Genomic DNA, 22,204 nt, shown 5'->3' with positions numbered 1-22,204 from the left:
GGAGGAATTTTAAAATGCTATACAGTGAAAAGGTTCTGGATCATTTCTCAAATCCGAGAAACGTCGGAGAAATCGAAAATGCCGACGGAGTCGGCGAAGTAGGAAACGCTAAATGCGGCGATATTATGAAAATGTATATAAAGGTTGATAACGGCGTAATTTCAGACGTCAAGTTCAAAACCTTCGGCTGCGGCGCCGCTGTCGCTACGTCTTCTATGGCTACAGAGCTTATAAAGGGCAAGCCGATTGACGACGCTCTCAAGCTTACAAACAAGGCCGTAGTGGAGGCGCTGGACGGTCTTCCGGCAGTCAAGCTGCATTGCTCGGTGTTGGCGGAACAGGCAATAAAATCGGCTCTTTCAGATTATTATTCAAGACAGGGCGTGGATCCTGTGCCTATCGTAGGCGAAATCGGCGAATGCGAACATTGTCATTAATATAATACTGAAAAAAAGATAACTCCCGGATTTATTTAGTCCGGGAGTCTTTTTTTAAGATTGATTCTACCGCGTTCGGTATTTCCGTAATACTTTCAACTGTTATATCGGCGCTATCAAGCTCTCCCTTTTCTCCGTAGCCGTAATTGCAGCCAATGGATTTGAGAGAGAATTTTTTAGCTGTCTCGAGATCAAGAAATCTGTCGCCTACGATAATAAATTCGCCGTCGTACTTTTGCTGAATATGAGTGAAGATTTCCGGCTTTGATATGAATCCGAAATCCTCGGTGCAGTAATAGCCGCTGTAAAACCTGTCAAGACAGTGAACCTTTCGGTGAGCTTCCATATAATCATGCATACAATTGCTGAGGAATATCAAGGCGTGTCCTGAACTTTTAAGCTCTTGAAGCGCTTTTTCCGCTCCGCTGTACAGAACTGATTTTCCGTCAGCTATCATTTTAAGCATTTCTTCGCTTATAATTTTACCGCATTTATCTCTGTGAGAACGCTCAAGCTCTGGCATGAATCTGTTCCACATCTCATTAACCGAATAACCCAGATAGCCGCTTACTTCATTGTAGCCGTATTCATGAACGGGAGCCAGACCTCTGTCGGTGAGATATTTATATCCGGTGTAAAAAGCCGGAACATATATTTTTGCACAGTCATGGATTGTGCCGTCGTAATCCAGAATTATATTAGCCATTATTTATTAATTTCCCTTATTAGATTTACCATTTCTATAGCGCCCAGCGCACAGTCATATCCCTTGTTTCCTGCCTTTGTACCGGCGCGCTCAATTGCCTGTTCAATGTTTTCCGTAGTTACAACTCCGAACATTACCGGTATGCCTGAGGAAAGAGAAACAGAGGCTACGCCCTTTGAAACCTCGTTGCAGACATAATCATAATGAGAGGTAGCTCCTCTGATTACGGCTCCTAAGCATATGACGGCGTCATATTTTCCGCTTTCAGCCATCTTTTTTGCAATAAGAGGAATTTCAAATGCTCCCGGTACCCATGCTACGTCTATATCATTCTTTGCGACGTTATGCCTTTCAAGACCGTCGATAGCGCCGCTTAATAGCTTAGAGGTTATAAACTCATTGAATCTTGCCGCAACTATCCCTATTTTTATGTTTTCCGATACTACCTTACCTTCAAATACGCTCATTTTTATTATACTCCTTTATTAATAATTTAATATATGGCCCATTTTTTTCTGCTTTGTTTTCAGATAGAATTCGTCAAATTCGGTTGCTTCCATCTGTATCGGAACACGTTCTTTAATAGAAAGTCCGAAATCCGATAACCCTTCTATCTTTTGGGGATTATTGGTAAGCAGACGGAGGGATTTTACGCCTAAATCACGAAGTATCTGTGCTCCTATATAATACTCTCTGAGATCCTCGTCGAACCCAAGAGCAAGATTGGCCTCGCAGGTGTCCATTCCCTTATCCTGAAGCTCGTATGCGCGCAGCTTGTTTATAAGTCCTATTCCTCTGCCTTCCTGACGAAGATAAAGCAGGATTCCTCTGCCCTCCTTTTCTATCTGCGTCATAGCCGCTGCAAATTGCTGCCCGCAGTCGCAGCGTACGGAGCCGAACGCGTCGCCTGTAAGACATTCGGAATGCACCCTGCAAAGGATACCCTCGCCGTCGCCGATATTCCCCTTAACAAGCGCCACATGATGCTCGCCGTTTAGCTTGTTTACATATCCGTAAGCCTTGAAATTACCGTATTTTGTCGGCATTCTCGTTATTGCGGCACATTCTACAAGTTTATCGTTTACCTTTCTGTATTGCTGTATAGCTTTAATTGTAATAAACTTAAGACCGTATTTTTCAGACATTTCAATAAGCTCCGGCGTCCTCATCATAGTTCCGTCGTCGCGCATTATTTCACAGCAGAGACCGCATGGCTTTAGTCCGGCAAGCTTCATAAGATCGACTGTGGCTTCAGTGTGTCCGTTTCGTTCTAAAACGCCGTTTTTCCTTGCAAGCAATGGAAACATGTGTCCCGGACGTCTGAAGTCCTCCGGTCTGGCGTTATCGTCGGTACATTTCATTGCGGTTACGGAGCGCTCCGCAGCGGATATTCCTGTCGTAGCGCTGATATGATCTATAGAAACAGTAAAGGCCGTTTCATGATTGTCGGTGTTGTCGTCTACCATCTGGGGCAGCTTTAGCTTTTTAACGTATTCCAGGCTCATAGGCATACAAATAAGTCCCTTTGCATGTGCCGCCATAAAGTTGACGTTATCGGTTGTTGCAAATTCCGCCGCGCATATAAGATCGCCCTCGTTTTCTCTGTCCTCGTCGTCAGTTACAAGAATAAGCTTTCCCTGACGCAAGTCCTCAAGGGCTTCGTCGACCGTATTGAATTCAAACATTACGCTTCCTCCTATATAGAATTAAAAAATACGTTTTTCCTTTAAATTAAGGCATTATATTTTCCGTTAAGCTTTCAACCGCTTATTTACTATTTAAAAACCGTTTTTAATCAAAAAATCTGCTGTAATATTGCTGTCCGTAATACGCTTATTCTTAATATCCGGACATCCTGTAAGCTTTTCAACATATTTTCCTATCATATCATTTTCAATATTTACCCTGTCTCCGCATTTTTTATTTGAAAGTATTGTTTCACGGGCGGTATGCGGAATAACTGACACGCTGAAATCCTTATCCGTTACCGCCGCGACGGTAAGACTGATTCCGTCAATGGAAACCGAACCTTTTTCGACGATATATCTAAGCACAAAGCTTTCTGCCGCTATTTTATACCAGACTGCGATACCGTCGTTTTTTATTTCCGTAACGGTACCGGTTCCGTCCACATGTCCGGCGACTATATGACCTCCGAATCTTCCGCCGGCCGCCATTGCTCTTTCAAGATTTACCGGACTGCCCGTTTTGAGGTCGGAAAGGGAGGATCGGTTAAAGGTTTCGTTCATAACGTCGGCAGCGAAGGTTCTGCCGCTTATTTCGGCCGCCGTAAGACAAACTCCGTTTACAGCGACGCTGTCGCCGATTTTAAGGTCGTCAAAAATAATATTACCGCTGATAACAAGTCTGGATTCTCCCGCGCCTCTTTTTATAGACGAAATTTTTCCTATTTCTTCAATTATTCCCGTAAACATCAGTCCATAATCCTCCATTCGATCAGAATATCCTCTCCAAATCGGCTTATGCTGGGATTATGCAGCATAAAGGCGTCCGCCGGACTGCTTACGCCTAATCCGCTTACAGGAGAGGGCGCGTTTTTTCCTCCGAATATTTTCGGAGAAATATATGCCTGAACTTTATTTACAATTCCCGCCTTCATAGCGCTGTAATTAAGCTCCGATCCGCCCTCCAGCAGTATACTGTCAATTTTCATTTCTCCAAGTCTAACGACAAGCTCTTTGAGATCGACTCGACCGTCCCTTTCGCCTGTTCTGAGAATTTCAACGCCGTATTTTTGGTAAATTTCCGCGTTTTTCGCTGTTTCAAGACATGCTATAATAGTTCTGACCTTATCGGCGGTTTTAACGATATTGCAGTCGGCGGGTATTCTAAGCCTGCTGTCGCATATAATACGAATCGGATTTCTTCCGTTTTCAAGTCGGCAGGTCAGCATAGGATCGTCCGCAATTACAGTTCCCGCCCCCACCATTACAGCCGAATACCTCAGCCGGCTTTTCTGTACGTTTTCTCTTGCCCTTTCTCCGGTTATCCATTTAGATTCTCCGTTGTAGCAGGCGATTTTACCGTCGGCTGTCATGGCATATTTCATTACCACAAAAGGAGTTTTATAGGTAATATAATGAAAGAAAACATCGTTTATCCTGTCGCACTCTTTTTTTAAAATCCCCGATTCCACATATATTCCGTGTTTTCTAAGCGTTTCTGCTCCTTTTCCTGCAACAAGCGGGTTGGGATCCTCTGAGCCTATGAATACTTTTTTAATACCGCTTTGAATAATAGCTTCTGTGCATGGAGGAGTTTTACCGTAATGGCAGCATGGCTCCAGAGTAACGTAAATTTCCGAGCCGTTTAAGTTATCCTTACAGTTGTTTATCGCGTTTCGTTCGGCGTGAAGCTCTCCGTATCGCCGATGGTAGCCGCGGCTTATGATTCTGCCGTCCTTTACGATTACAGCGCCGACCATTGGATTTGGATTAGTAAATCCCAAGCCTTTGACAGCCTCGTTCAGAGCGGCTTTCATATAATCTTCCTTTTTCATAGACACCGCCTTCTCAACAAAAAGACGCCCCGATTATATACGGAGCGCTTTAGGGTAAATAATTAATCCCTGAAATAAATATTTCAGGGACATTGTTCTGCTTTTATCTTCTTTCATCCAGACTTTACTGTCGGTTCCGGAATTACACCGGATCATGCTTTTTAGCTCGCAGACTTTAACTGCCGGTAGGGAATTATCACCCTGCCCCGAAGATTATTATATTTTATATTATTGTAGCATTGCCTAAGCGGTTTGTCAATAGGGAATTTTACAGAAAGCTTGTTCATAAAAAGTTTACAATTTAAATATTGACATTTATTTTCTTTATTATATAATATTTTATAGAAATAATATTATCACGATGAATTATGCGATTTTTGCTAACAATAAATAAGTAATTTATATAACCGTCGTATTAAATTAAGGGGAGATCAATATGAACAAAAAAGTTTTGGCGTCAATTATTTCCTTGAGCGCAGTCGGCGTTCTGGGCGTGGGAATTGTCTGTGCTAACGCTGATAAAAGCCCTGTGCCTGATATTCCTAAAACAGCTGAAAACGGAGCGGCAATGCTTTCAACTGAAAATTTTCAGGATATAATCGGACGTCTTGAACAGAATCAAAGCTCCGGCAGCGAGATTGCTTTGGCTGCCGTAACAGATAACGAGGAAATCGCAAAATATGATATATTCTACAAAATGCTCAATAGTATTGATTATTTTGATACGGCGGAAGGGCATGTAGAAATTTTAAGACGTAATGGGGTGACAACGGCTGATTTTGCATGTAATCTTGTAACAGCCGATTGTTATGAAAAATCCTATCAGCCTGATGGAAATATTTCTGAAATTTACACATCTTCTGACGATTCGATTATAGAAGTTTCATCTGAAAACAAATCAATTCTGTATAGTCTTGGTTCATGCAAAAGGGAATATGCAGCCCCTATTCCAAATAACGAGCGCATAACGCTTGGCGCCGACGGAATCAATACCTATGCTCACAGAGCCGACCCGACAAATACGAGAACTGCCAGCGAGGCTCTTTTTGCGCAGGATATTATTTTTAATTTTATGACTGTCGAGGATATGTGGGAAATCGACGGGGAGACAGCTTTACTGGGCAGAGACTGCGTTGTTATTAAAGGATATACAAGCGATTACGCCAGAGAAAAATTAGGCGTATATAATTTTAAATTTACAGTCGATAAAATAACCGGAGTTATTATGGACTATGAAGGGTATGCAGAGGACGGCGGCATAGAAGCTTACTGCCGACTGACTGAAATAGAGTTTGACGGTAATCCCGAAATAAAGACCTTTGATATTAATGATTATGAGGATTACGAATATAACGATATTTCTCATGGAATTCAATAAAATAAAATTCTTAAAGACGCTTTATAAAATAAAGCGTCTTTTATTGTATAAACGTCAAATTCAATAATATATAATAAGTCTTTTTGTTGAAATTTAACTATTTGATAATGTGGAGTATAAATTATTATATTAATATTGACAATTCGGAGATTAGGGGTTATAATTTATAAAGAGAAATATTCGTAATATGTATATGAGGAGGAATTGCAAAATGCTGAAAATAATTAAAAAAATCGCGTCGGCTGTGACTGCGGCGATGATGCTGTCCGCAATGGCTTCCGCAGTCCCGGCGGGAGCGGCGGAAACAGACGTGATTTTTGATGATGAATGTGAAAATCTTGAGCTTGACGGACTTGATGTCTGGACTTCTATTTATGACAAGCAGCTCCCGGGATACTCGGGTGAAGGATTCGTTTACCTGACCGGTGGAACAATGAGGTTTGAGGTTACGGCTCCGGAGGACGGCATGTACGAGATCAATACGAGATATGTTCAGATACTTGACCAGGGTTCGAGAATGCAGACTATTTCAATAAACGGCGCTGAGAATATGGTCGATTTTCCGTATGCCGATACGTGGACTGACAAGAGCTTTGGAATATTCAGATTGAACAAGGGCGTAAATACTATAGAGCTTCTTACGAAATACGGATATGCCGCGTTTGATACTATTACCGTAAAAAAAGCGGTCTTGCCGGAGCTGAATATAGATCCGACGCTATCCGACCCAAATGCGACAAAGGAAGCTCAGGGATTAATGAATTATCTCTGCGACGTTTACGGCAAGAATATAATCTCCGGTCAGCAGGAGATATACGGCGGAGGACATACTGAGGACAGTCCAAATGGTTACAGCGGCGACGAGTTATTAGGTTATGAAACCGAATTTGAGTGGATCAAGAAAAATTTCGGAGATTATCCTGCTATAAGAGGCTTTGATATGATGAACTATAATCCTCTTTACGGCTGGGACGACGGCTCTACGGAGCGAATAATTGAATGGGCAAACGATAGAAACGGTATTCCGACAGTATGCTGGCATATAAATCTTCCGAATGATTTTACAAGCTATGAGGTCGGCGAAGCGGTTGATTGGAGTAAATGCTCATATAAACCCAACGATACATTCAGCGTTGAAAATGCCGTTGTCAAGGGAACAAAGGAATACGAGTATATAATGCTGGCTATTGAGGATATTGCCGAGCAGCTTATTAAGGTGCAGGAAGCGGGAGTACCCGTAATTTTCAGACCTTATCATGAAGCGGAGGGAAATCCCGGCGCCGCATGGTTCTGGTGGGGACAGGACGGAGCAGAGGCTTACAAGGCTCTTTGGAAGCAGCTTTATACCGAGCTTACAGAAACCTACGGACTTCATAACCTTATCTGGGAATATAACAGCTATACTTATTCCTCGTCGCCTGAATGGTATCCCGGAGACGAGTGGGTTGATATTGTGGCGTATGATAAATACAATACGGTATATAACAGGACCGACGGGCTTTCAGGCGTTCCGAATGAGGACGCAATATCCGGTACATTTTATAATCTTGTAAATCTTACGAATAATAAAAAGCTTGTGGCTATGTCTGAAAACGACTCGGTACCAAGCGTTGATAATATGCTTATAGAAAAGGCTTACTGGCTCTATTTCTGTATCTGGTATGACAACGGTACGGATAATTTCTTGTCCGACAGTCAGCGCTACAATAATTTTGACACCTTAAAGACGACATATCAGAGCGATTTCTGCGTTACCCTCAGTGAGCTTCCGGATTGGAAAAATTATAAAGCAGATGAAAAGCCTACAGAATCTACCGAGGAAACAACGGAAAATCCATTAGGATTTATTCCCGGAGACGTCAAGGCCGACGAGGTTATTAATGTGTTCGACGCCGCGGCTTTAAGAAGCATGCTTCTTAAAGATATCCCTGATGTAATTGAAGCGTCTGCTGCCGATACAAACGGCGACGGAAGCATAACGATTGCGGATCTGGTACTTCTTCATGAGTATCTTGTGGGAATGGACGTTGAGCTTACCTATTATAAGGGCGTTTAAGTCTGCATTTTAAAACGGCGGTTTATACCGCCGTTTTTTGTTTCGTTATATGCTTTTTGTATTTATATCAATTGAAAAAAACAGTTATTTATGTTATAATAGCATTAATTCAATAGAAACGGAATGATTTAAATGGAGATATATCTTGATAACGCCGCTACCACAAAGCCTTGCAGCGAGGCAGTTGAAGCGGCGCTTGACTGTATGACGGATAATTACGGAAACCCTTCGTCCTTACACGCCAGGGGGTTGAAAGCCCAGATTGCAATAGATGAGGCAAGAAAAATTATTGCAAGGGAGTTAAGCTGTCCAACAGAGTGCGTTTATTTTACCTCTGGCGCCACTGAAAGCAATAATGCGGCTATTTTCGGCGCTGCAAGGTCGTTCGGAAAGCGACGTCCCAGAATCGTGACGACGTCGGTCGAGCATGCGTCGGTTAAAGCCGCGATGAACGAGCTTGAAAAGCAGGGGTTTGAAATCGTTAGGATCTCGCCGGATAGTTCCGGAAAAATATCCTGCGAAGAAATTGTCGGCGCCGTTGACGAAACAACATGTCTTGTCAGTATGATGATGGTTAATAACGAAACAGGCTATATACTGCCGGCAGTCAGCGTATTTTCGGCTGTTAAAAGGAAATTCCCCCAATGTCTGACTCATTGCGACGCAGTGCAGGGCTTTATGAAGCTGCCGCTGCGCATGAAATCGCTGAATGCCGATTTGATATCTATGAGCGCGCATAAGATATACGGCTGTAAGGGAGCAGGAGCCCTTTATGTAAAGAAAGGTCTTCATCTTTCGGGATTGCTTTTCGGCGGCGGGCAGGAAAAAGGCTTTCGCCCGGGAACAGAAAATGTTCCGATGATTGCCGCGTTCGGAGCAGCCGTAAAGTCGCTGAGCGGTACGGCGGATAAAAGATATTCGGAAATCGTCAATCTGAAAAACGCATTTATAAAGCGAGTTTTGCTTATAGACGGAGTTGTTGTTAATTCCGGCGACGACTGCTCTCCTTATATAATAAATTTATCCGTTCCCGGAATACGTTCGGAAATAATGCTTCATTATCTTGAGTCCAAGGGGATTTATGTATCAAGCGGTTCCGCCTGTTCAAAGGGAACGCAAAGCGGCGTTTTAACCGAATTCGGTTTGAATTCTCGTTTGTCAGATTCGGCGTTAAGAATAAGTCTGTCTTTCTGTAACACTGAGGAGGAGCTTATGACGCTGGCCGACGCGATTGAAGAAGCGCAAAAAAAACTGATACATTATAAATAAAATCCCGGTAAAAATTGTATGACAAGTATGCTTGACATATACCTGCGGATATGATATTATATTTCTATGATTTAAATGCGCCGGCGCCTGAAAGGAACTGTTATGGACAAGGAAGAAATATTGAAAAGAGGCCGTGAGGAAGGTCCTGATGAGAGAGAGCAGAAAATATATCTTGACGCTTTGAATTTTTCAGGGATAATAGTATGTCTGATATGCATATTTTTTATCTGCTACAGTATTATAAAGGGCGTTTCTCCTTATCCTTACTGTATAATGGCTATGGCCTACTGCGCTTCCGATAAGCTTTACAGATTTGCGAAGCTTAAAAGAAAAAACGATTTGATCTTCGGATTGGCGGCGTCCGCCTCGCTTATCTGCTGGGTCGTGCTGTTTATTCTTGATTTCTGACGGGAGGGGTTAAAATGGAGGCGTTAACGCTGCAAAACCGCCTTAAAGCCGTCAGGGCGGAAAAAAAGGTTTCACAGGGAGAATTGGCGGAAATGGTCGGGGTATCCCGTCAGACAATAAGCTCAATAGAGAATAATCAATTTTGTCCGAGCGCGAAGCTCGCCTTATTAATTTGCGTGGCTCTTGAAAAGCGTTTCGAGGAGCTTTTTTATTTTGAATAACGGAGATGATAAAGGGATGAAGGAAATTATTTTGGTGAAATACGGAGAAATGGCTCTGAAGGGCCTCAATAAGAGGACTTTTGAGGATGTTCTCGTTAAAAATATAAAAAGACGTCTGAAAGATCTCGGCAAAACAAATATAACAAGGGCTCAGTCGACGATTTTTATTGATCCTTACGAAGAGAAATACGATACTGACGAAGCTGTGGATCGGCTTAAAAAGGTTTTCGGTATAGCGGCGCTCTGCCGGGCTGCCGTTTGTGAAAAGCAGTTTGACGATATAAAAAGAGTTAGTCTTGAATATCTGGAAGAGGCACTTAGCTATGCTTCTACCTTTAAGGTGACGGCCAAAAGAGCGGATAAGAGCTTTCCTATGAAATCGCCTGAAATCTGTCGTGAGCTCGGGGGCGCTCTTCTTTCCAGATTTGACAATCTTAAGGTGGACGTTAATAATCCGGAGGTAACGGTTACTGTGGAAATCCGTGACAGCAAGGCTTATGTCCACGGGGAAAACATTAAAGGAGCCGGCGGCCTTCCGGTTGGAACAAGCGGTCATGCTATGCTGCTGCTTTCCGGAGGGATAGATAGTCCGGTGGCGGGATATATGCTTGCAAAGAGAGGAGTACATATATCCGCTGTTCATTATGTCAGCCCTCCTTATACTTCTGAAAGAGCAAGGTTAAAGGTAGAGCAGTTATGTGAAAGACTGACCGATTACTGCGGAAGCATAGCCTTTTTCTGCGTTCCGTTTACTGAAATACAGGAGGCTATAAAAAATCATTGCCCCGAGGAGTTTTTCACAATAATAATGAGAAGGCTGATGATGGAGATTGCTCAGAGGATATCAGAAAGGGAAAAATGCCTTGCTTTGATAACCGGTGAAAGCGTAGGACAGGTTGCAAGTCAGACTATGAACGCAATAGCGTGTACCGATGCAGTGTGCAGGATACCCGTTTTCAGACCGCTTATCGGAATGGATAAGACTGAAATTGTCGAAACTGCCAGAAAAATAGATACTTTCGACATATCAATTCAGCCTTACGAGGATTGCTGCACTGTCTTTACTCCGCGTCATCCAAAGGTCAGACCGCTGCTTTCGGATGTTGAAAACGCTCAGAACGGATTCGACTTTTCCGAGCTTGTAGACAAGGCGGTAAATGATACGGAGCTCAAAATATTTAATCTTGAATTTTGATTATTAGAATAAAAAGTTAATAGTGTAAACGAAAATTTGGTGAAAGTATGAAAAATACAGATAGGAATAATGGTGAAATAGGACAAACTAACGAAGTGACCCCTGATAATCTTGACAAATTGGTTACAGATGTAGTAAAATTGTTATTAATTAAAGGAGTAACTATAGCTACGGCGGAGAGCTGTACCGGAGGACTCCTTTCAGAACTGATAACGTCAGTTCCCGGCGCGTCTAAGATTTTTGAAATCGGAGTATGTACATATTCTAATAAAATAAAACACGAATATCTGGGCGTTCCTAAGAATCTTTTCAAGCAATACGGCGCTGTAAGCCGTCAGGTTGCCCTTGCGATGGTGGCAGGACTTCAAAAGCAATCCGGAGCCGATATATGTATTTCTGTGACAGGAACGGCAGGGCCGGGCGGCGGAACGCCCGAAAAGCCTGTAGGTACCGTCTATGTCGGCATAAGCTGCGGTAAAAAGCGTATTGTAAAGCTTCTTAAGCTGTGGCAGCTTGAGGATAAGAGTCGGGATAATATAAGAATGAATACCGCTTATAGAATTTTCGAATTTCTTGAGCAGATGCTTGTCGTAATGCCCGACAATCTTCCTAAAAAGAATGTTTCAGGCAATCAGAGGCGAACATACAAGGACGTGATTAGGGGACTCCTGCCTTGGAAGGGCGACAGCGTAGGCGAGGTTGTAAGGAAAACAATTTTTATGGCGGCGGTCGTCGTATTTAGCGTTTGCCTTTTTCTGATCGCTGATTATTATGTCGAAAACTATAAAAACAGACAGCTTGGAAAAGAAATAGAGGATATTTACGATAAGGCTAACTCCGGCGCGGCAGAGGAGCCGTCTCAGGAAAATGAAGCGGAGCCCGAGGCTTATAAAAGCTGGGAGCTTAAAGAGGGCGCTAAGCTGCTTCTTGAAAGAAATCAGGATGTTGTCGGATATATAAAGATACCCGGAACCGAAATCAGCTATCCTGTCGTTCAAAGAAGGAAAGAGGACGGCAACGAGTATTATCTCAATAAGAATATTGATAAAGAGGACGCCAAGGCAGGGACGATATTCCTTGACTGGAGAAATTATTTCGACTATGTGGTAGACGGAGTTAAGGTTCTTGAAAATTCACAGAACCTTATTGTTTACGGACATGACATGAAGGACGGCTCTATGTTCGGAGGTCTTCAGGATTATGAAGACGTAAACGGCTTTTACAGCGAACATCCGATTATCGAGCTCAGTTCCAATTACGAGACTTATAAATATAAAATATTCGCTTATTTCATCATAGACGCGGAAGATGAAACCGAAACAAAGTTTGACTGCTGGAATACCCTGAATTTTGCAGGAGAAGACGATTTCTATGAATTTGTGAATAACGCTAAAAAACGTGCGCTCACATTTAACGATGTGGACGTCAGATATGGCGATCAGCTTCTTACGCTTTCGACCTGCAACAGCGTTTTTGACACAGGAAGACTTATAGTTATGGGCAGGCTTTTGCGCGACGGAGAGGATCCTTATGAGGGAACCGACAACGTAAGGAAAAATCCTAATATACTCTGGCCATCGATATATTATGAATGGAACGAAAAGACATACGATCCAGACGCCGAATTTGAAGGCTATCCGCTTGCGACAAATTAAGGACGTATGAAAGGGCAGGAAACAAAATGATATCTAAGAAAAGCTTGATTACTATCGGCTGCACTGCCGCAGTAGCAGTTATTGCTCTGGGCGCGGTGTTTGTATTCGGCGGAAACGGAGAGGACAAGACTCCGTCAAGCTTGTCGGCCGATGTTTTGGAACCGGTAACTGAGGCTCCCACAGAGCCTGAGCTGCCAATAATAGAAAATTTTTCGGACGAACCCGGATTGACCGGACTTGCTAAGATGCTTCTCAGGGAAAATGACGATGTTGTAGGATATATTAAGATAAGCAATACTTATGTTGATTATCCGGTTGTTCAGTATGACGGCGAGGATCTTGACGAACAGGGAAACGACTATTATCTTCATAGAGATCTTTACGGCGATTATCTTGAATCTGGAACAATTTTTATGGATTACAGAGATAATTTTGAGGCAGATGAAAGCAAGCAGACTGACAACGTGGTGCTTTACGGTCATAACATGCTTAACGGTTCAAAGTTTGCCACGCTGCATTATTATAGGCAGGACGAATCCTTTTATGATGAAAATCCTATAATTGAATTTAGTTCAAATTATAGAGATTACAAATATATAATCTTCGGATATTTTGTGACAAGCGGAAGTTACGGAGAATCCTCCTACGGACCAGAATTTGCTTACTGGGATATGCATGATCTGAGCAATGAAAAGGATTTTGACGATTATGTCGAAACTGTTCGCAGTAGATCTATGATATCGCCGGATATAGACGTTGATTACGGGGACAAGCTTCTTACGCTTTCAACATGTCATTTGGACGAGGACAATTCACGCTTTATCGTCGTCGCAAGGCGTTTGCGTGATCACGAAACAGCAGATAACATTGATAAGACCGCGAGCGGCGGCAATGCTCGTGAAGACTCTGCTGTAACTGAGGATCAATAATAAATAGGAATTGGAGAGAGATATGGAATTACGAATACCACGAAAGGGCATAGCCGTTTTAACAGCCGCTGTGATAATGGGTTCCGCCGCATTAACAGCGAGTCTTTATACCGGAAATGTTGAAGCAGTGGAAGATAAACAGGTTACAACTGCGCCTGCTGCCGAAATTGAAATTCCTGAAACGACGGAGAATTCGACGGATGAATACGAGGTTACGGCATGGTGGAAGGCTAATTTATCAGATTATAATGATAATTTATCGCTTGTAAGCTATGAAACCGTCGAGGCGCCCGAGGAGGAAACCGAGCCGTCTGACGAGGGAGTCGTTGTAAACGATACGGGCGTAAGCTACATAGAGCAGGACGATTATGAATCAATTCAGATTGTTCCCGTACCGGAACGTCAGGAATCTGAGCCTGTAAATGTTGAGGCGGGCAATTTTGCCTTTACAACCTATGGATACGGGCACGGAGTTGGAATGAGTCAGAACGGAGCTAATCATTATGCGTCATACGCTGGATGGAACTATCAGCAGATCCTTCAGCATTATTATCCCGGAACTTATATCCAGAATACCGGCAGGACAAAGGATACTATTTCGGCCGGAGGAGTCAGCGGATCGGTACTTGACATAGTATCAATGGTTACATATAACGAGGTCGGCTCTTCTATGAGCAACGAGGCTATCAAGGCTCAGGCGGTAGCGGTCTATACTTATATTATGTATAAGGGAGGAAGCGCCGGAGATCTTTATCCTAAGTCTAATCCTCCGCAGAATGTAATTAACGCTGTAAATTCAGTATTGGGCGAGGCCGTTTACTATAACGGAAGCTTTGCGCTCGCCATGTTCAGCGCCTCCAGCGGAGGAAGCACCGCGTCTTGCTACGACGTATTCTATGAGGACATTCCTTATTTGAGAAGCGTATACTGCGAATATGACGCTCAGTGTGACCCGCATTACGGAACGGTCGAGGTTATAAGCGTTGATCAGGTAAGGTCTGATCTTGAATCATGCCTTGGAATTACTTTATCTGACAATCCGGCAAACTGGATTTCGATAGTCGAGGGAGACGGAGGCTATGCGGCTTACGTTGTAGTAGATAATCAGGTAACGGTTAAGGGCAATGATTTCAGAGGCTATCTGGGATTGAAATCGCCTAATTTTACTTGTACATATTATTAATTTTTTAAGCGGCATTACCGATAAAAGCGGTAATGCCGCAAATACTATATAAGGCTGATAAAATTCGGCTTTTTGCATTTTTTAAACCGAATCGCATATAATGTAAATTGCGTCGGTTTTAAAGGAGGAGTTATACAGTGAACGCCTGCGACATTATTTTCAAAACAAAGCGAAAGCAGCCTCTTTCCGCAAAGGAAATGAAATGGCTTATAAACGGATATGTCAGCGGAGAGGTGCCTGATTATCAGGTATCGGCATGGCTTATGGCCGTATGCTTAAACGGTCTTTCTGAGGAGGAAACAAAAAAACTTACTCTTATTATGAGAGATTCAGGAGAAAAAATTGATTTAAGCGGTATTGACGGCATAACTGTGGATAAACACAGTACCGGCGGAATCGGCGATAAGACAAGTCTTATCATAGCTCCGGTCTGTGCCGCCTGCGGCATAAAAGTACCTAAAATGTCAGGAAGAGGACTGGGTTTTACCGGAGGAACAATCGACAAGCTTGAAAGCATTCAAGGCTTTAATGTTGATTTGGAGCGTGAAAATTATATCGATACAGTAAACCGTGTCGGTACTGCAATCATAGCGCAAAGCGGAAATCTTGTACCGGCGGACAAAAAGCTTTATGCGCTTAGGGACGTTACATCAACTGTGGACAGTATACCGCTGATATGCGCCAGTATTATGAGCAAAAAGCTTGCGATAGGTTCGGATTGCATTTTGCTGGATGTTAAAACGGGAAGCGGAGCCTTTATGAAAAATATTAATGATGCGGAAAGGCTTGCGTCTCTTATGGTTGAAACAGGGCGGAATGCAGGCAAAAAGTGCCGCGCCGTTATAACCGATATGAATCAGCCCTTAGGAAAAGCGGTCGGAAATGCACTTGAGGTTATAGAAGCTGTCGAGGTATTAAAGGGCAGGGAAAAGGGAAGACTTTATGAGCTTTGCATGGTTTTGGCGGCTAATATGCTGGAGCTTGCCGGAAAGGGCTCCTTACAGGAGTGCAGAGCGTTTGCAGAAAACGCGGTTGAATGCGGAGACGCTTTAAGAATATTTAAAAAGATGATCTCGGCTCAGGGGGGCGACGCGGGATTTATAAATAATTATTCATTACTTCCTGAAGCGAAGCATAAAATAGAAATAAAAGCTAAAGAAAGCGGTTATATCGCTGAAATTGACAGCGAGGGAATCGGTTTTGTATCTCTTCTCACAGGCGCGGGACGCACAGGCAAGGATGACGCTATTGATTATTACGCCGGATTGATTATAAATTTCGTTCTTGGAGATTATGCCGAAAAGGACAGCGTTTTAATGACGCTTTATTCTAACGATAAAAATAAGCTGGAGGAAGCCGCCCGAAGAGCTGAAAATATTTTCAGGCTCACTGACAGGCCAACAGATCAGCCTCCTCTTATATATTCCGTTATATAAAAAGTATTTATTAATTTGTTTATTATTACTATTGACATAATTCAGGATTCAGTATAAAATTATTATAAGATTTTTAATATGGAGGAAAAATTATGCAGAAAACTAAAATTGGTATTTCAGTGGGCGTTATGGGAGCAGTCATGTATTTTGCATCGCTTTTCGGGGGATATATACCAATGCTTTTACTGGCAGGCTACATCTTTTTGAGGGAGGAAAATATATGGCTGAGAAAGGCCGCCTTCAAGGCTGTGGCGCTGATGCTGGTATTTTCCGCCTGCGGAGCGGTTATAAGCTCAGTTAATGATATTCTGGGCATATTCAACAGCCTGTTTGATTGGAGCTTGGAAATACCTCTTGAACTGGATTATGTACTTAGCAGAATTATTGATCTTGTCAAAGTAATTATGTTTGCTGTATTAGGCTTTAGGGCGTTCAGCCAGGGAGACGTTGCAATTTCAACTATTGACAAGGCGATCAGTGTGGATTCTGCGGGAAATAATAAATAATATTTGATATTTAAAAGGAGAAAATTGAAATGGGTTTTTTAGATAAGCTTAAGAGCACTGCCGGAAACGCTATGGCTGCGGCAAGCGACGCCGCCAGAAACGTTCAGGATAAGGGCAAGGAAATGACTGAAAAGGCCAGGCTCAATAAGGCGATAAAAAATGAAGAGTCTAAAATTAATAATCTATATATATATATCGGTCAGAAGTTTTTTAATGAAAATAACTCTGCTCCGGCAGGCTATGAGGATCCGTTTAACGGAATAAATAATGCTAAAGCCGAGATTGAAAGGCTTAAGAAGGAGCTTGACAGTATGAACGCTTCTTCTAATTGTCCGCAGTGCGGAGCAAAAATAAATCCGGGGCAGCCGTTCTGTCAGTGCTGCGGCTCAAAGCTTACTTCGGATTCTTCCTCGGCTCCGGAGGATAATAATATTTCTGCTGAGGCAGCTCCTGTTCAGTCTCAACAGACCTCCGAACAGACTCCCCAGCCGGAAGCTGCCGCTGAAAATAATGAAGAATAATGCGGCTGATTATAGTATGAAAAAACGCGGACCTTTAGTTAGTGTCCGCGTTTTTGATTTATAAAAGCAGGACGATATACGTCCTGCTTATTCATTGAATATACGATCCCATCTTTCCTCAGGGGTTCCGGTATATATAAGGTATTTTGCAACGTTTATAGCGTCATATAAATCAACCTGACCGTTCAGGTCGGTATCGGACATGGCGAAGCCCAGAGAATCCAGATAACCCTCCTTGGGCTTGTTTATAAGATATTTGGATATTTCAATAGCGTCATAAAGCGATACGTTGCCGCTTTCGTCCGCGTCGCCCCTTACGCCTATTCCCACAGGAATAACAGCGGCAATTTTATTTCCGGAAGTAATATTCACCTTGAAGGGAGTTGTTTCATTATTTATCAGTTCATTTTCGCCGGCGCTGAAATCTATAATTGAAAGGGCGCCGTAATTAAAATACAGAACCGATGAAATAACCGAAACAGAACAAGCTAATATTTTTATAAATCTGTTTGTTTTCATCTAATTACCTCCTGAATCTGATTATATTATATAATAACATTCTTTGCCCTAACTGTCAAATTTACTGTTATTATAATATTTTCTGAAATCAGGACCGTTTAAGTTTATTTCCTCGGAAAAATAAATGTTCATTTACTGTGTATAAAAAATACGTCGTATGGTATTGTAAATAAATATAAATATGGTTATATCTGCATAAATTTTCTATTTATAAAGCGTTAAAATTTCTTGACATATAGGTGGAAATTATATATAATTATATTGAAAGAAAGTAGCTAAATACTTTTCTGAGAGATTATTTTAATCCAAAAGGAGAATTATTAAATGAAATTAAAAAGAATACTTGCCGCTCTGGCAGCTATGACCATGATGGCTGCGTTTACAGCCTGCGGCGGCGGAGATTCGGACAAATCAGGCTCCGAGTCAAGAACAAAATCTGAAGACGATGTCAAGATTTCTGCTGACGCTTCTATTAATGAAGGCGATCCTGACATTAAAGGACAGACTATAAGCTGGCTCAGCTATTATGACGTTAACCCGACAGGCAATGACGACCGTTCTATCGCGCTTACGCTTTTTGAGGACGTTTACGGAGCTAAGGTTGAATGGATTTCAACAACCTATGAAACAAAATATGACGATTTAGCAAACAGACTTCTCGGCGGAGATCCTGTAGATATGTTCCCTTATGAATGGGACGCTGTTCCAAACGGCGTTTATAAAAATCAGTATCAGCCATTAGACGATTACATTGATCTTGAAGACGAGCTGTGGGCTGATGTAAAGGGCTTGGCTGATAAGATGGAATACAAGGGCGCTCATTATGTAGTACCTTATTGCATAAGCGATCCCGTTTGCATTATTTACAGCAGACAAATGATGGAGGACGAAGGTTTGGACGATCCATATGAGCTTTATCAGAAGGGCGAATGGGATTGGGACGCTTTCATGTCCATGATGAAGAGCTTTGTAAACAATGCGGACGACGGTGAAACAAGATACGGCTGTACAGGCTGGTTCGGGCAGGCTCTTGTTCAGTCAACAGGACAGACTATTGTTAATTATGACGGAACAAAGTTTACAAACAATGTAATGAATCCTGAAATAGAGCAGGCAGAACTTATTCTTGAAGAAATCGCTAAAACAAACCTTTATGATACCGCATGGCACAGCTTCTTCCCGGACGACGGTTCAGTTCTTTTCTACGGAATGGCTCCATGGGCGCTTTCAGAGTCTAACGGAAAGAACCCCGACGGAGATATATTCCTCGTTCCATTCCCTAAAATGCCTGGATCAGACGAGTACTTCCTGTGCACATCGTTCGGCGCTAAGATGCTTGTAGCAAATTCAGATAAGGGCGACGCGGTTGCGGCATATATCAAGTGTGAAAGAATCGCGGCTACAGACGAGCAGTATACCTCGGCGGCAAGAGAAAAGGCTTTAATTCCGACAGTTAATGCCAGCGGCGAAAAGACAAAGTACATAACCGAGGAGCAGTGGGATATGTGGCAGTCACTTATGGATCCTGCAAATGTAACTCCAGTTTTCGATTTCGGCTACGGAATGGGCTCGAGAATGACTGACGAAACATACGATTACAACACCAGAGGCGTTATGAAGAACCTTACCGACGCTCTTATAACAAAATATGAAGGCGCGCCGTCCTCATGGGCAGAGCTTCGCGATTCATGGAAGGCTGTTATAGACGAAGAAATAGCGAAATATAATTGATATGTTTTTTTAGGGAACGCTCATGCGTTCCCTTTCTGACGTATAAAAAAGTTTTTTTAACCCTTGATTTTTCAAGCATAATGTGGTATAATATGAAATAGTATGTATAAAGTATGCTCAAGACCGGAAATTTCCGGTCTTTCTTATTGCGGCATAAAAATGGGTCGCCGCTTGCGTCAAAGCATGGGTTAAAACTTTCAGGAGATTTCGGCAGGAGAATATAAACTATGAAGATAAAAAAATTCGGTCCCACAGAGCAGACCGTTTATGAGCTTGTAAAGAACGAGGCGGAACGTCAGGGCTTGAGGATATGGGATATTCGCTTTGAAAAGGAGGGCGCAGGCTGGTACCTCCGTATTTTTATTGACAAGGACGGCGGAGTCGGAATAGAGGATTGTGAAAATCTGACCAAGCCGGTCAACAAGCTTCTTGACGAAGCTGATCCCATTCCGCAAAGCTATATACTCGAGGTCGGCTCCGCTGGACTTGAACGTGAGCTTATCCGCGAATCACACTTTATAGCCGGAACAGGCCTTCCGGTAAGGGTGAGAGCAATAAGGGATTTTGGCGGCGAGAAGGAAATCGTCGGCATACTCGCGGACTTTGACAAGGAAAAAATTACTATCGCTTTTCCGGGAGAGAACGACGGCGAGGAAGACGTCTGCGGCGAATTAGCCCTTAAAGATATTGCGTATGTAAGGCTTTACGAGGAGTTTGAAGATTTATTATAAATAGTATATAATTTAAACGGAGGAATTTGTAAAAATGAACAGCGGTTTTTTTGAAGCATTGTCGCTTCTGGGCGATGAAAACAGTGTTGAAACAGAAATATTGGTGGAAAAGGTTAAGTCGGCATTGCTGAAGGCAATCAGAAAGGCATATCCGGACTGTGAGGACAATATCAGAGTAGATATTGATCCGGCTAATAAAAAGCTGGAAATGTATCTTATCAAGACTGTTGTAGATGATGAACCGATCGATTATAATGAGATTAATATTGACGAGGCAAGAACTATCGATCCGAACGCTTATCTGGGAGGTACTGTTGAATATCCTCTTGACGCCGCTAAATTCGGCAGAGCGGCGGCGCAGTCGGCAAAGCAGTCCATAAAAGGCGATTTAAGGGAGATTAATCGTGAAAATATACTTAGTCAATTTCAGGACAAGGAAAACGAATGCATAACCGCTAAGGTTTCTCAGGTAGAGCCGGGCAGCGGTACGGTAACGGTAGTTTATGACAAAACAGAGCTTTATCTTTTCAGAAACGAACAAATTCCCGGAGAACATCTCAAAGAGGGGGATCAGGTAAAGGTTTACGTTACCGGCATCGTAAATAAATCGAAAAAACCTATAATTAAAATCTCAAGGGCTCACAGGGATCTTGTAAAGCGTCTTTTCGAGCTTGAGGTTCCGGAAATTTATGACGGAATAGTTGAGATAAAGTCAATATCAAGAGAAGCGGGTTCAAGAACGAAGGTTGCCGTATGGTCAAAGGATGAAAACGTTGACGCTGTAGGCGCATGTATCGGACCTAAAAGGTCAAGAATACAGGCGGTGGTGGACGAATTAAACGGCGAGAAAATAGATATTATTAATTACAGCGAGGATCCGGCTGAATTCATAGCGAAATCTCTTGCGCCCGCTAAGGTGATCAGCGTTACGGTATCAGACGGGGAATTGAAGGAATGCAGGGTTGTGGTTCCGAACGACCAGCTTTCGCTCGCTATCGGCAACAGAGGTCAGAACGCCAAGCTTGCCGCAAAGCTGACCGGTTATAAAATTGATATAAAGCCTGAATTTGAGATACCTATAAAGGGTTTGGACAGATACGATTCTCCAAGGCAGGATGACGATATGGTATTAACAGACGATTCGGCTGAACAATAATATTTCTGCGGAGGCCAAAATATGAAAACAAAAAAAATACCGATGCGAATGTGTTTAGGCTGTAATGAAATGAAAAGCAAGCGGGATATGATAAGGGTTGTAAAAGCTCCGTCAGGCGAGGTTTCTCTGGATTTTACGGGGAAAAAATCCGGAAGAGGCGCGTATGTCTGTAAAAATATCGAATGCTTCCGTAAAGCCAGAAAGGCAAGGCGTTTTGAAAAGTCGTTATCCTGCATGATAGAGGAATCGGTTTTTGAGGAGATGGAAAATGAACTCACAGCAGAAAATAATTAATCTTCTTACAATATGCAGGAAAGCCGGCAAGTTAGTAATAGGCTTCGACGCTGTCAAGGAAGCGGTTTACGGCGGAAATGCGTCATGCGTTATTACGGCGAGCGATATTTCTGCAAAGACTTTAAAGGAAGTAAAGTTTTTCTGTAACAACTCCGCTGTGGATGTAGTTTATTCCGGATTGGACTCCGATGAATTTTACGACGCCGTCGGGAAAAAGGTTGTGGTCGCCGCGGTCTGCGATTATGGATTCGCCGTGAAATTCAAGTCGCTGGGGACGGTTGCGGGACCGCACAGAGGAAGAAAAAGAAAAAACGGCGGAAATAACAGTGAGTGATGAGCTTGCGTTTATATAG

Annotated in this window: 24 protein-coding genes and 1 riboswitch; of the genes, 18 read left to right on the top strand and 6 right to left on the bottom strand. The window is 42.7% G+C overall.

Annotation, left to right across the window (positions count from 1 at the left end):
• The first annotated feature begins 14 nt into the window (after nucleotides 1-14).
• A complete protein-coding gene (nifU, locus tag ACYQ0N_RS13225; protein WP_177532001.1) occupies nucleotides 15-437 on the top strand; it encodes a Fe-S cluster assembly scaffold protein NifU in 423 nt (140 codons plus the stop codon).
• A 31-nt stretch (nucleotides 438-468) separates the two neighbouring features.
• On the opposite strand, the gene ACYQ0N_RS13220 is transcribed toward nifU, so the two are convergent.
• The 5 genes from ACYQ0N_RS13220 to ribD form a co-directional block, all read right to left on the bottom strand.
• Nucleotides 469-1,143, bottom strand: coding sequence for an HAD family hydrolase (locus ACYQ0N_RS13220; RefSeq protein ID WP_460162969.1), 675 nt, complete (start codon nucleotides 1,141-1,143; stop codon nucleotides 469-471).
• Nucleotides 1,143-1,610, bottom strand: a complete 468-nt coding sequence (ribH, locus tag ACYQ0N_RS13215; RefSeq protein ID WP_177531999.1) for a 6,7-dimethyl-8-ribityllumazine synthase — start codon at nucleotides 1,608-1,610, stop codon at nucleotides 1,143-1,145. The genes ACYQ0N_RS13220 and ribH overlap by 1 nt, the downstream gene beginning before the upstream one ends.
• A gap of 18 nt (nucleotides 1,611-1,628) precedes the next feature.
• A complete protein-coding gene (locus ACYQ0N_RS13210) occupies nucleotides 1,629-2,828 on the bottom strand; it encodes a bifunctional 3,4-dihydroxy-2-butanone-4-phosphate synthase/GTP cyclohydrolase II (RefSeq protein ID WP_177531998.1) in 1,200 nt (399 codons plus the stop codon).
• 93 nt (nucleotides 2,829-2,921) lie between these two features.
• Nucleotides 2,922-3,578 (bottom strand): riboflavin synthase, encoded by a 657-nt coding sequence (locus ACYQ0N_RS13205; RefSeq protein ID WP_177532057.1) that lies wholly within the window; start codon nucleotides 3,576-3,578, stop codon nucleotides 2,922-2,924.
• Nucleotides 3,578-4,663, bottom strand: coding sequence for a bifunctional diaminohydroxyphosphoribosylaminopyrimidine deaminase/5-amino-6-(5-phosphoribosylamino)uracil reductase RibD (ribD, locus tag ACYQ0N_RS13200; protein ID WP_460162968.1), 1,086 nt, complete (start codon nucleotides 4,661-4,663; stop codon nucleotides 3,578-3,580). The genes ACYQ0N_RS13205 and ribD overlap by 1 nt, the downstream gene beginning before the upstream one ends.
• Before the next feature lie 101 nt (nucleotides 4,664-4,764).
• Nucleotides 4,765-4,881, bottom strand: a riboswitch (FMN riboswitch).
• Between the two features lie 218 nt (nucleotides 4,882-5,099).
• On the opposite strand from ribD, the gene ACYQ0N_RS13195 reads away from it, so the two are divergent.
• The 12 genes from ACYQ0N_RS13195 (at nucleotide 5,100) to ACYQ0N_RS13140 (ending at nucleotide 17,420) form a co-directional block, all read left to right on the top strand.
• On the top strand, nucleotides 5,100-6,041 hold the full coding sequence (locus tag ACYQ0N_RS13195) for a hypothetical protein (RefSeq protein WP_460162967.1): 942 nt from the start codon (nucleotides 5,100-5,102) through the stop codon (nucleotides 6,039-6,041).
• 211 nt (nucleotides 6,042-6,252) lie between these two features.
• Complete coding sequence (locus tag ACYQ0N_RS13190; protein ID WP_460162966.1) at nucleotides 6,253-8,097, top strand: glycosyl hydrolase; 1,845 nt, start codon at nucleotides 6,253-6,255, stop codon at nucleotides 8,095-8,097.
• A gap of 132 nt (nucleotides 8,098-8,229) precedes the next feature.
• Nucleotides 8,230-9,366: a cysteine desulfurase family protein gene (locus ACYQ0N_RS13185; RefSeq protein ID WP_177531994.1), complete on the top strand. Its 1,137-nt coding sequence runs from the start codon at nucleotides 8,230-8,232 to the stop codon at nucleotides 9,364-9,366.
• 102 nt (nucleotides 9,367-9,468) lie between these two features.
• A complete protein-coding gene (locus ACYQ0N_RS13180; protein ID WP_460162965.1) occupies nucleotides 9,469-9,774 on the top strand; it encodes a DUF6442 family protein in 306 nt (101 codons plus the stop codon).
• 14 nt (nucleotides 9,775-9,788) lie between these two features.
• Nucleotides 9,789-9,995: a helix-turn-helix transcriptional regulator gene (locus ACYQ0N_RS13175; protein ID WP_460162964.1), complete on the top strand. Its 207-nt coding sequence runs from the start codon at nucleotides 9,789-9,791 to the stop codon at nucleotides 9,993-9,995.
• Nucleotides 9,996-10,011: 16 nt separating this feature from the next.
• Nucleotides 10,012-11,190 carry a tRNA uracil 4-sulfurtransferase ThiI gene (gene thiI / locus ACYQ0N_RS13170; RefSeq protein WP_177532056.1) on the top strand — a complete coding sequence of 393 codons (1,179 nt, stop codon included), beginning with the start codon at nucleotides 10,012-10,014 and terminating at the stop codon, nucleotides 11,188-11,190.
• Between the two features lie 47 nt (nucleotides 11,191-11,237).
• The gene (gene srtB / locus ACYQ0N_RS13165; RefSeq protein WP_177531991.1) at nucleotides 11,238-12,845 is read left to right on the top strand and encodes a class B sortase; all 1,608 of its coding nucleotides are present in this window, start codon (nucleotides 11,238-11,240) and stop codon (nucleotides 12,843-12,845) included.
• Between the two features lie 26 nt (nucleotides 12,846-12,871).
• A complete protein-coding gene (locus ACYQ0N_RS13160; RefSeq protein WP_460162963.1) occupies nucleotides 12,872-13,774 on the top strand; it encodes a class B sortase in 903 nt (300 codons plus the stop codon).
• 22 nt (nucleotides 13,775-13,796) lie between these two features.
• A complete protein-coding gene (locus ACYQ0N_RS13155; RefSeq protein WP_460162962.1) occupies nucleotides 13,797-14,957 on the top strand; it encodes a SpoIID/LytB domain-containing protein in 1,161 nt (386 codons plus the stop codon).
• Nucleotides 14,958-15,094: 137 nt separating this feature from the next.
• Nucleotides 15,095-16,393, top strand: coding sequence for a thymidine phosphorylase (locus ACYQ0N_RS13150; protein ID WP_460162961.1), 1,299 nt, complete (start codon nucleotides 15,095-15,097; stop codon nucleotides 16,391-16,393).
• A gap of 92 nt (nucleotides 16,394-16,485) precedes the next feature.
• Entirely contained in the window at nucleotides 16,486-16,899 is a 414-nt protein-coding gene (locus ACYQ0N_RS13145; RefSeq protein WP_460162960.1) for a hypothetical protein, read from the top strand.
• Between the two features lie 29 nt (nucleotides 16,900-16,928).
• Nucleotides 16,929-17,420, top strand: a complete 492-nt coding sequence (locus ACYQ0N_RS13140; RefSeq protein WP_460162959.1) for a hypothetical protein — start codon at nucleotides 16,929-16,931, stop codon at nucleotides 17,418-17,420.
• An 87-nt stretch (nucleotides 17,421-17,507) separates the two neighbouring features.
• Here ACYQ0N_RS13140 and ACYQ0N_RS13135 read toward each other — a convergent pair whose 3' ends face one another.
• Nucleotides 17,508-17,939 carry a dockerin type I domain-containing protein gene (locus ACYQ0N_RS13135; protein WP_177531986.1) on the bottom strand — a complete coding sequence of 144 codons (432 nt, stop codon included), beginning with the start codon at nucleotides 17,937-17,939 and terminating at the stop codon, nucleotides 17,508-17,510.
• 324 nt (nucleotides 17,940-18,263) lie between these two features.
• On the opposite strand from ACYQ0N_RS13135, the gene ACYQ0N_RS13130 reads away from it, so the two are divergent.
• From ACYQ0N_RS13130 to ACYQ0N_RS13110, 5 genes are all read left to right on the top strand, one after another.
• Complete coding sequence (locus tag ACYQ0N_RS13130; RefSeq protein WP_177531985.1) at nucleotides 18,264-19,670, top strand: ABC transporter substrate-binding protein; 1,407 nt, start codon at nucleotides 18,264-18,266, stop codon at nucleotides 19,668-19,670.
• 227 nt (nucleotides 19,671-19,897) lie between these two features.
• Nucleotides 19,898-20,401, top strand: a complete 504-nt coding sequence (locus ACYQ0N_RS13125; RefSeq protein WP_460162958.1) for a ribosome maturation factor RimP — start codon at nucleotides 19,898-19,900, stop codon at nucleotides 20,399-20,401.
• 34 nt (nucleotides 20,402-20,435) lie between these two features.
• Nucleotides 20,436-21,557, top strand: a complete 1,122-nt coding sequence (nusA, locus tag ACYQ0N_RS13120) for a transcription termination factor NusA (RefSeq protein ID WP_177531983.1) — start codon at nucleotides 20,436-20,438, stop codon at nucleotides 21,555-21,557.
• A 21-nt stretch (nucleotides 21,558-21,578) separates the two neighbouring features.
• Nucleotides 21,579-21,851 (top strand): RNase P modulator RnpM, encoded by a 273-nt coding sequence (gene rnpM / locus ACYQ0N_RS13115; protein ID WP_177531982.1) that lies wholly within the window; start codon nucleotides 21,579-21,581, stop codon nucleotides 21,849-21,851.
• Complete coding sequence (locus ACYQ0N_RS13110; protein WP_177531981.1) at nucleotides 21,826-22,185, top strand: L7Ae/L30e/S12e/Gadd45 family ribosomal protein; 360 nt, start codon at nucleotides 21,826-21,828, stop codon at nucleotides 22,183-22,185. Before rnpM ends, ACYQ0N_RS13110 begins: the two co-directional genes overlap by 26 nt.
• The last annotated feature ends 19 nt before the right edge of the window (nucleotides 22,186-22,204 follow it).

It is taken from the genome of Ruminococcus sporogenes (assembly GCF_054655175.1).
The sequence above is the reverse complement of the archived record's forward strand: the minus strand, read 5'-3'. Positions and strand labels throughout refer to the sequence as shown.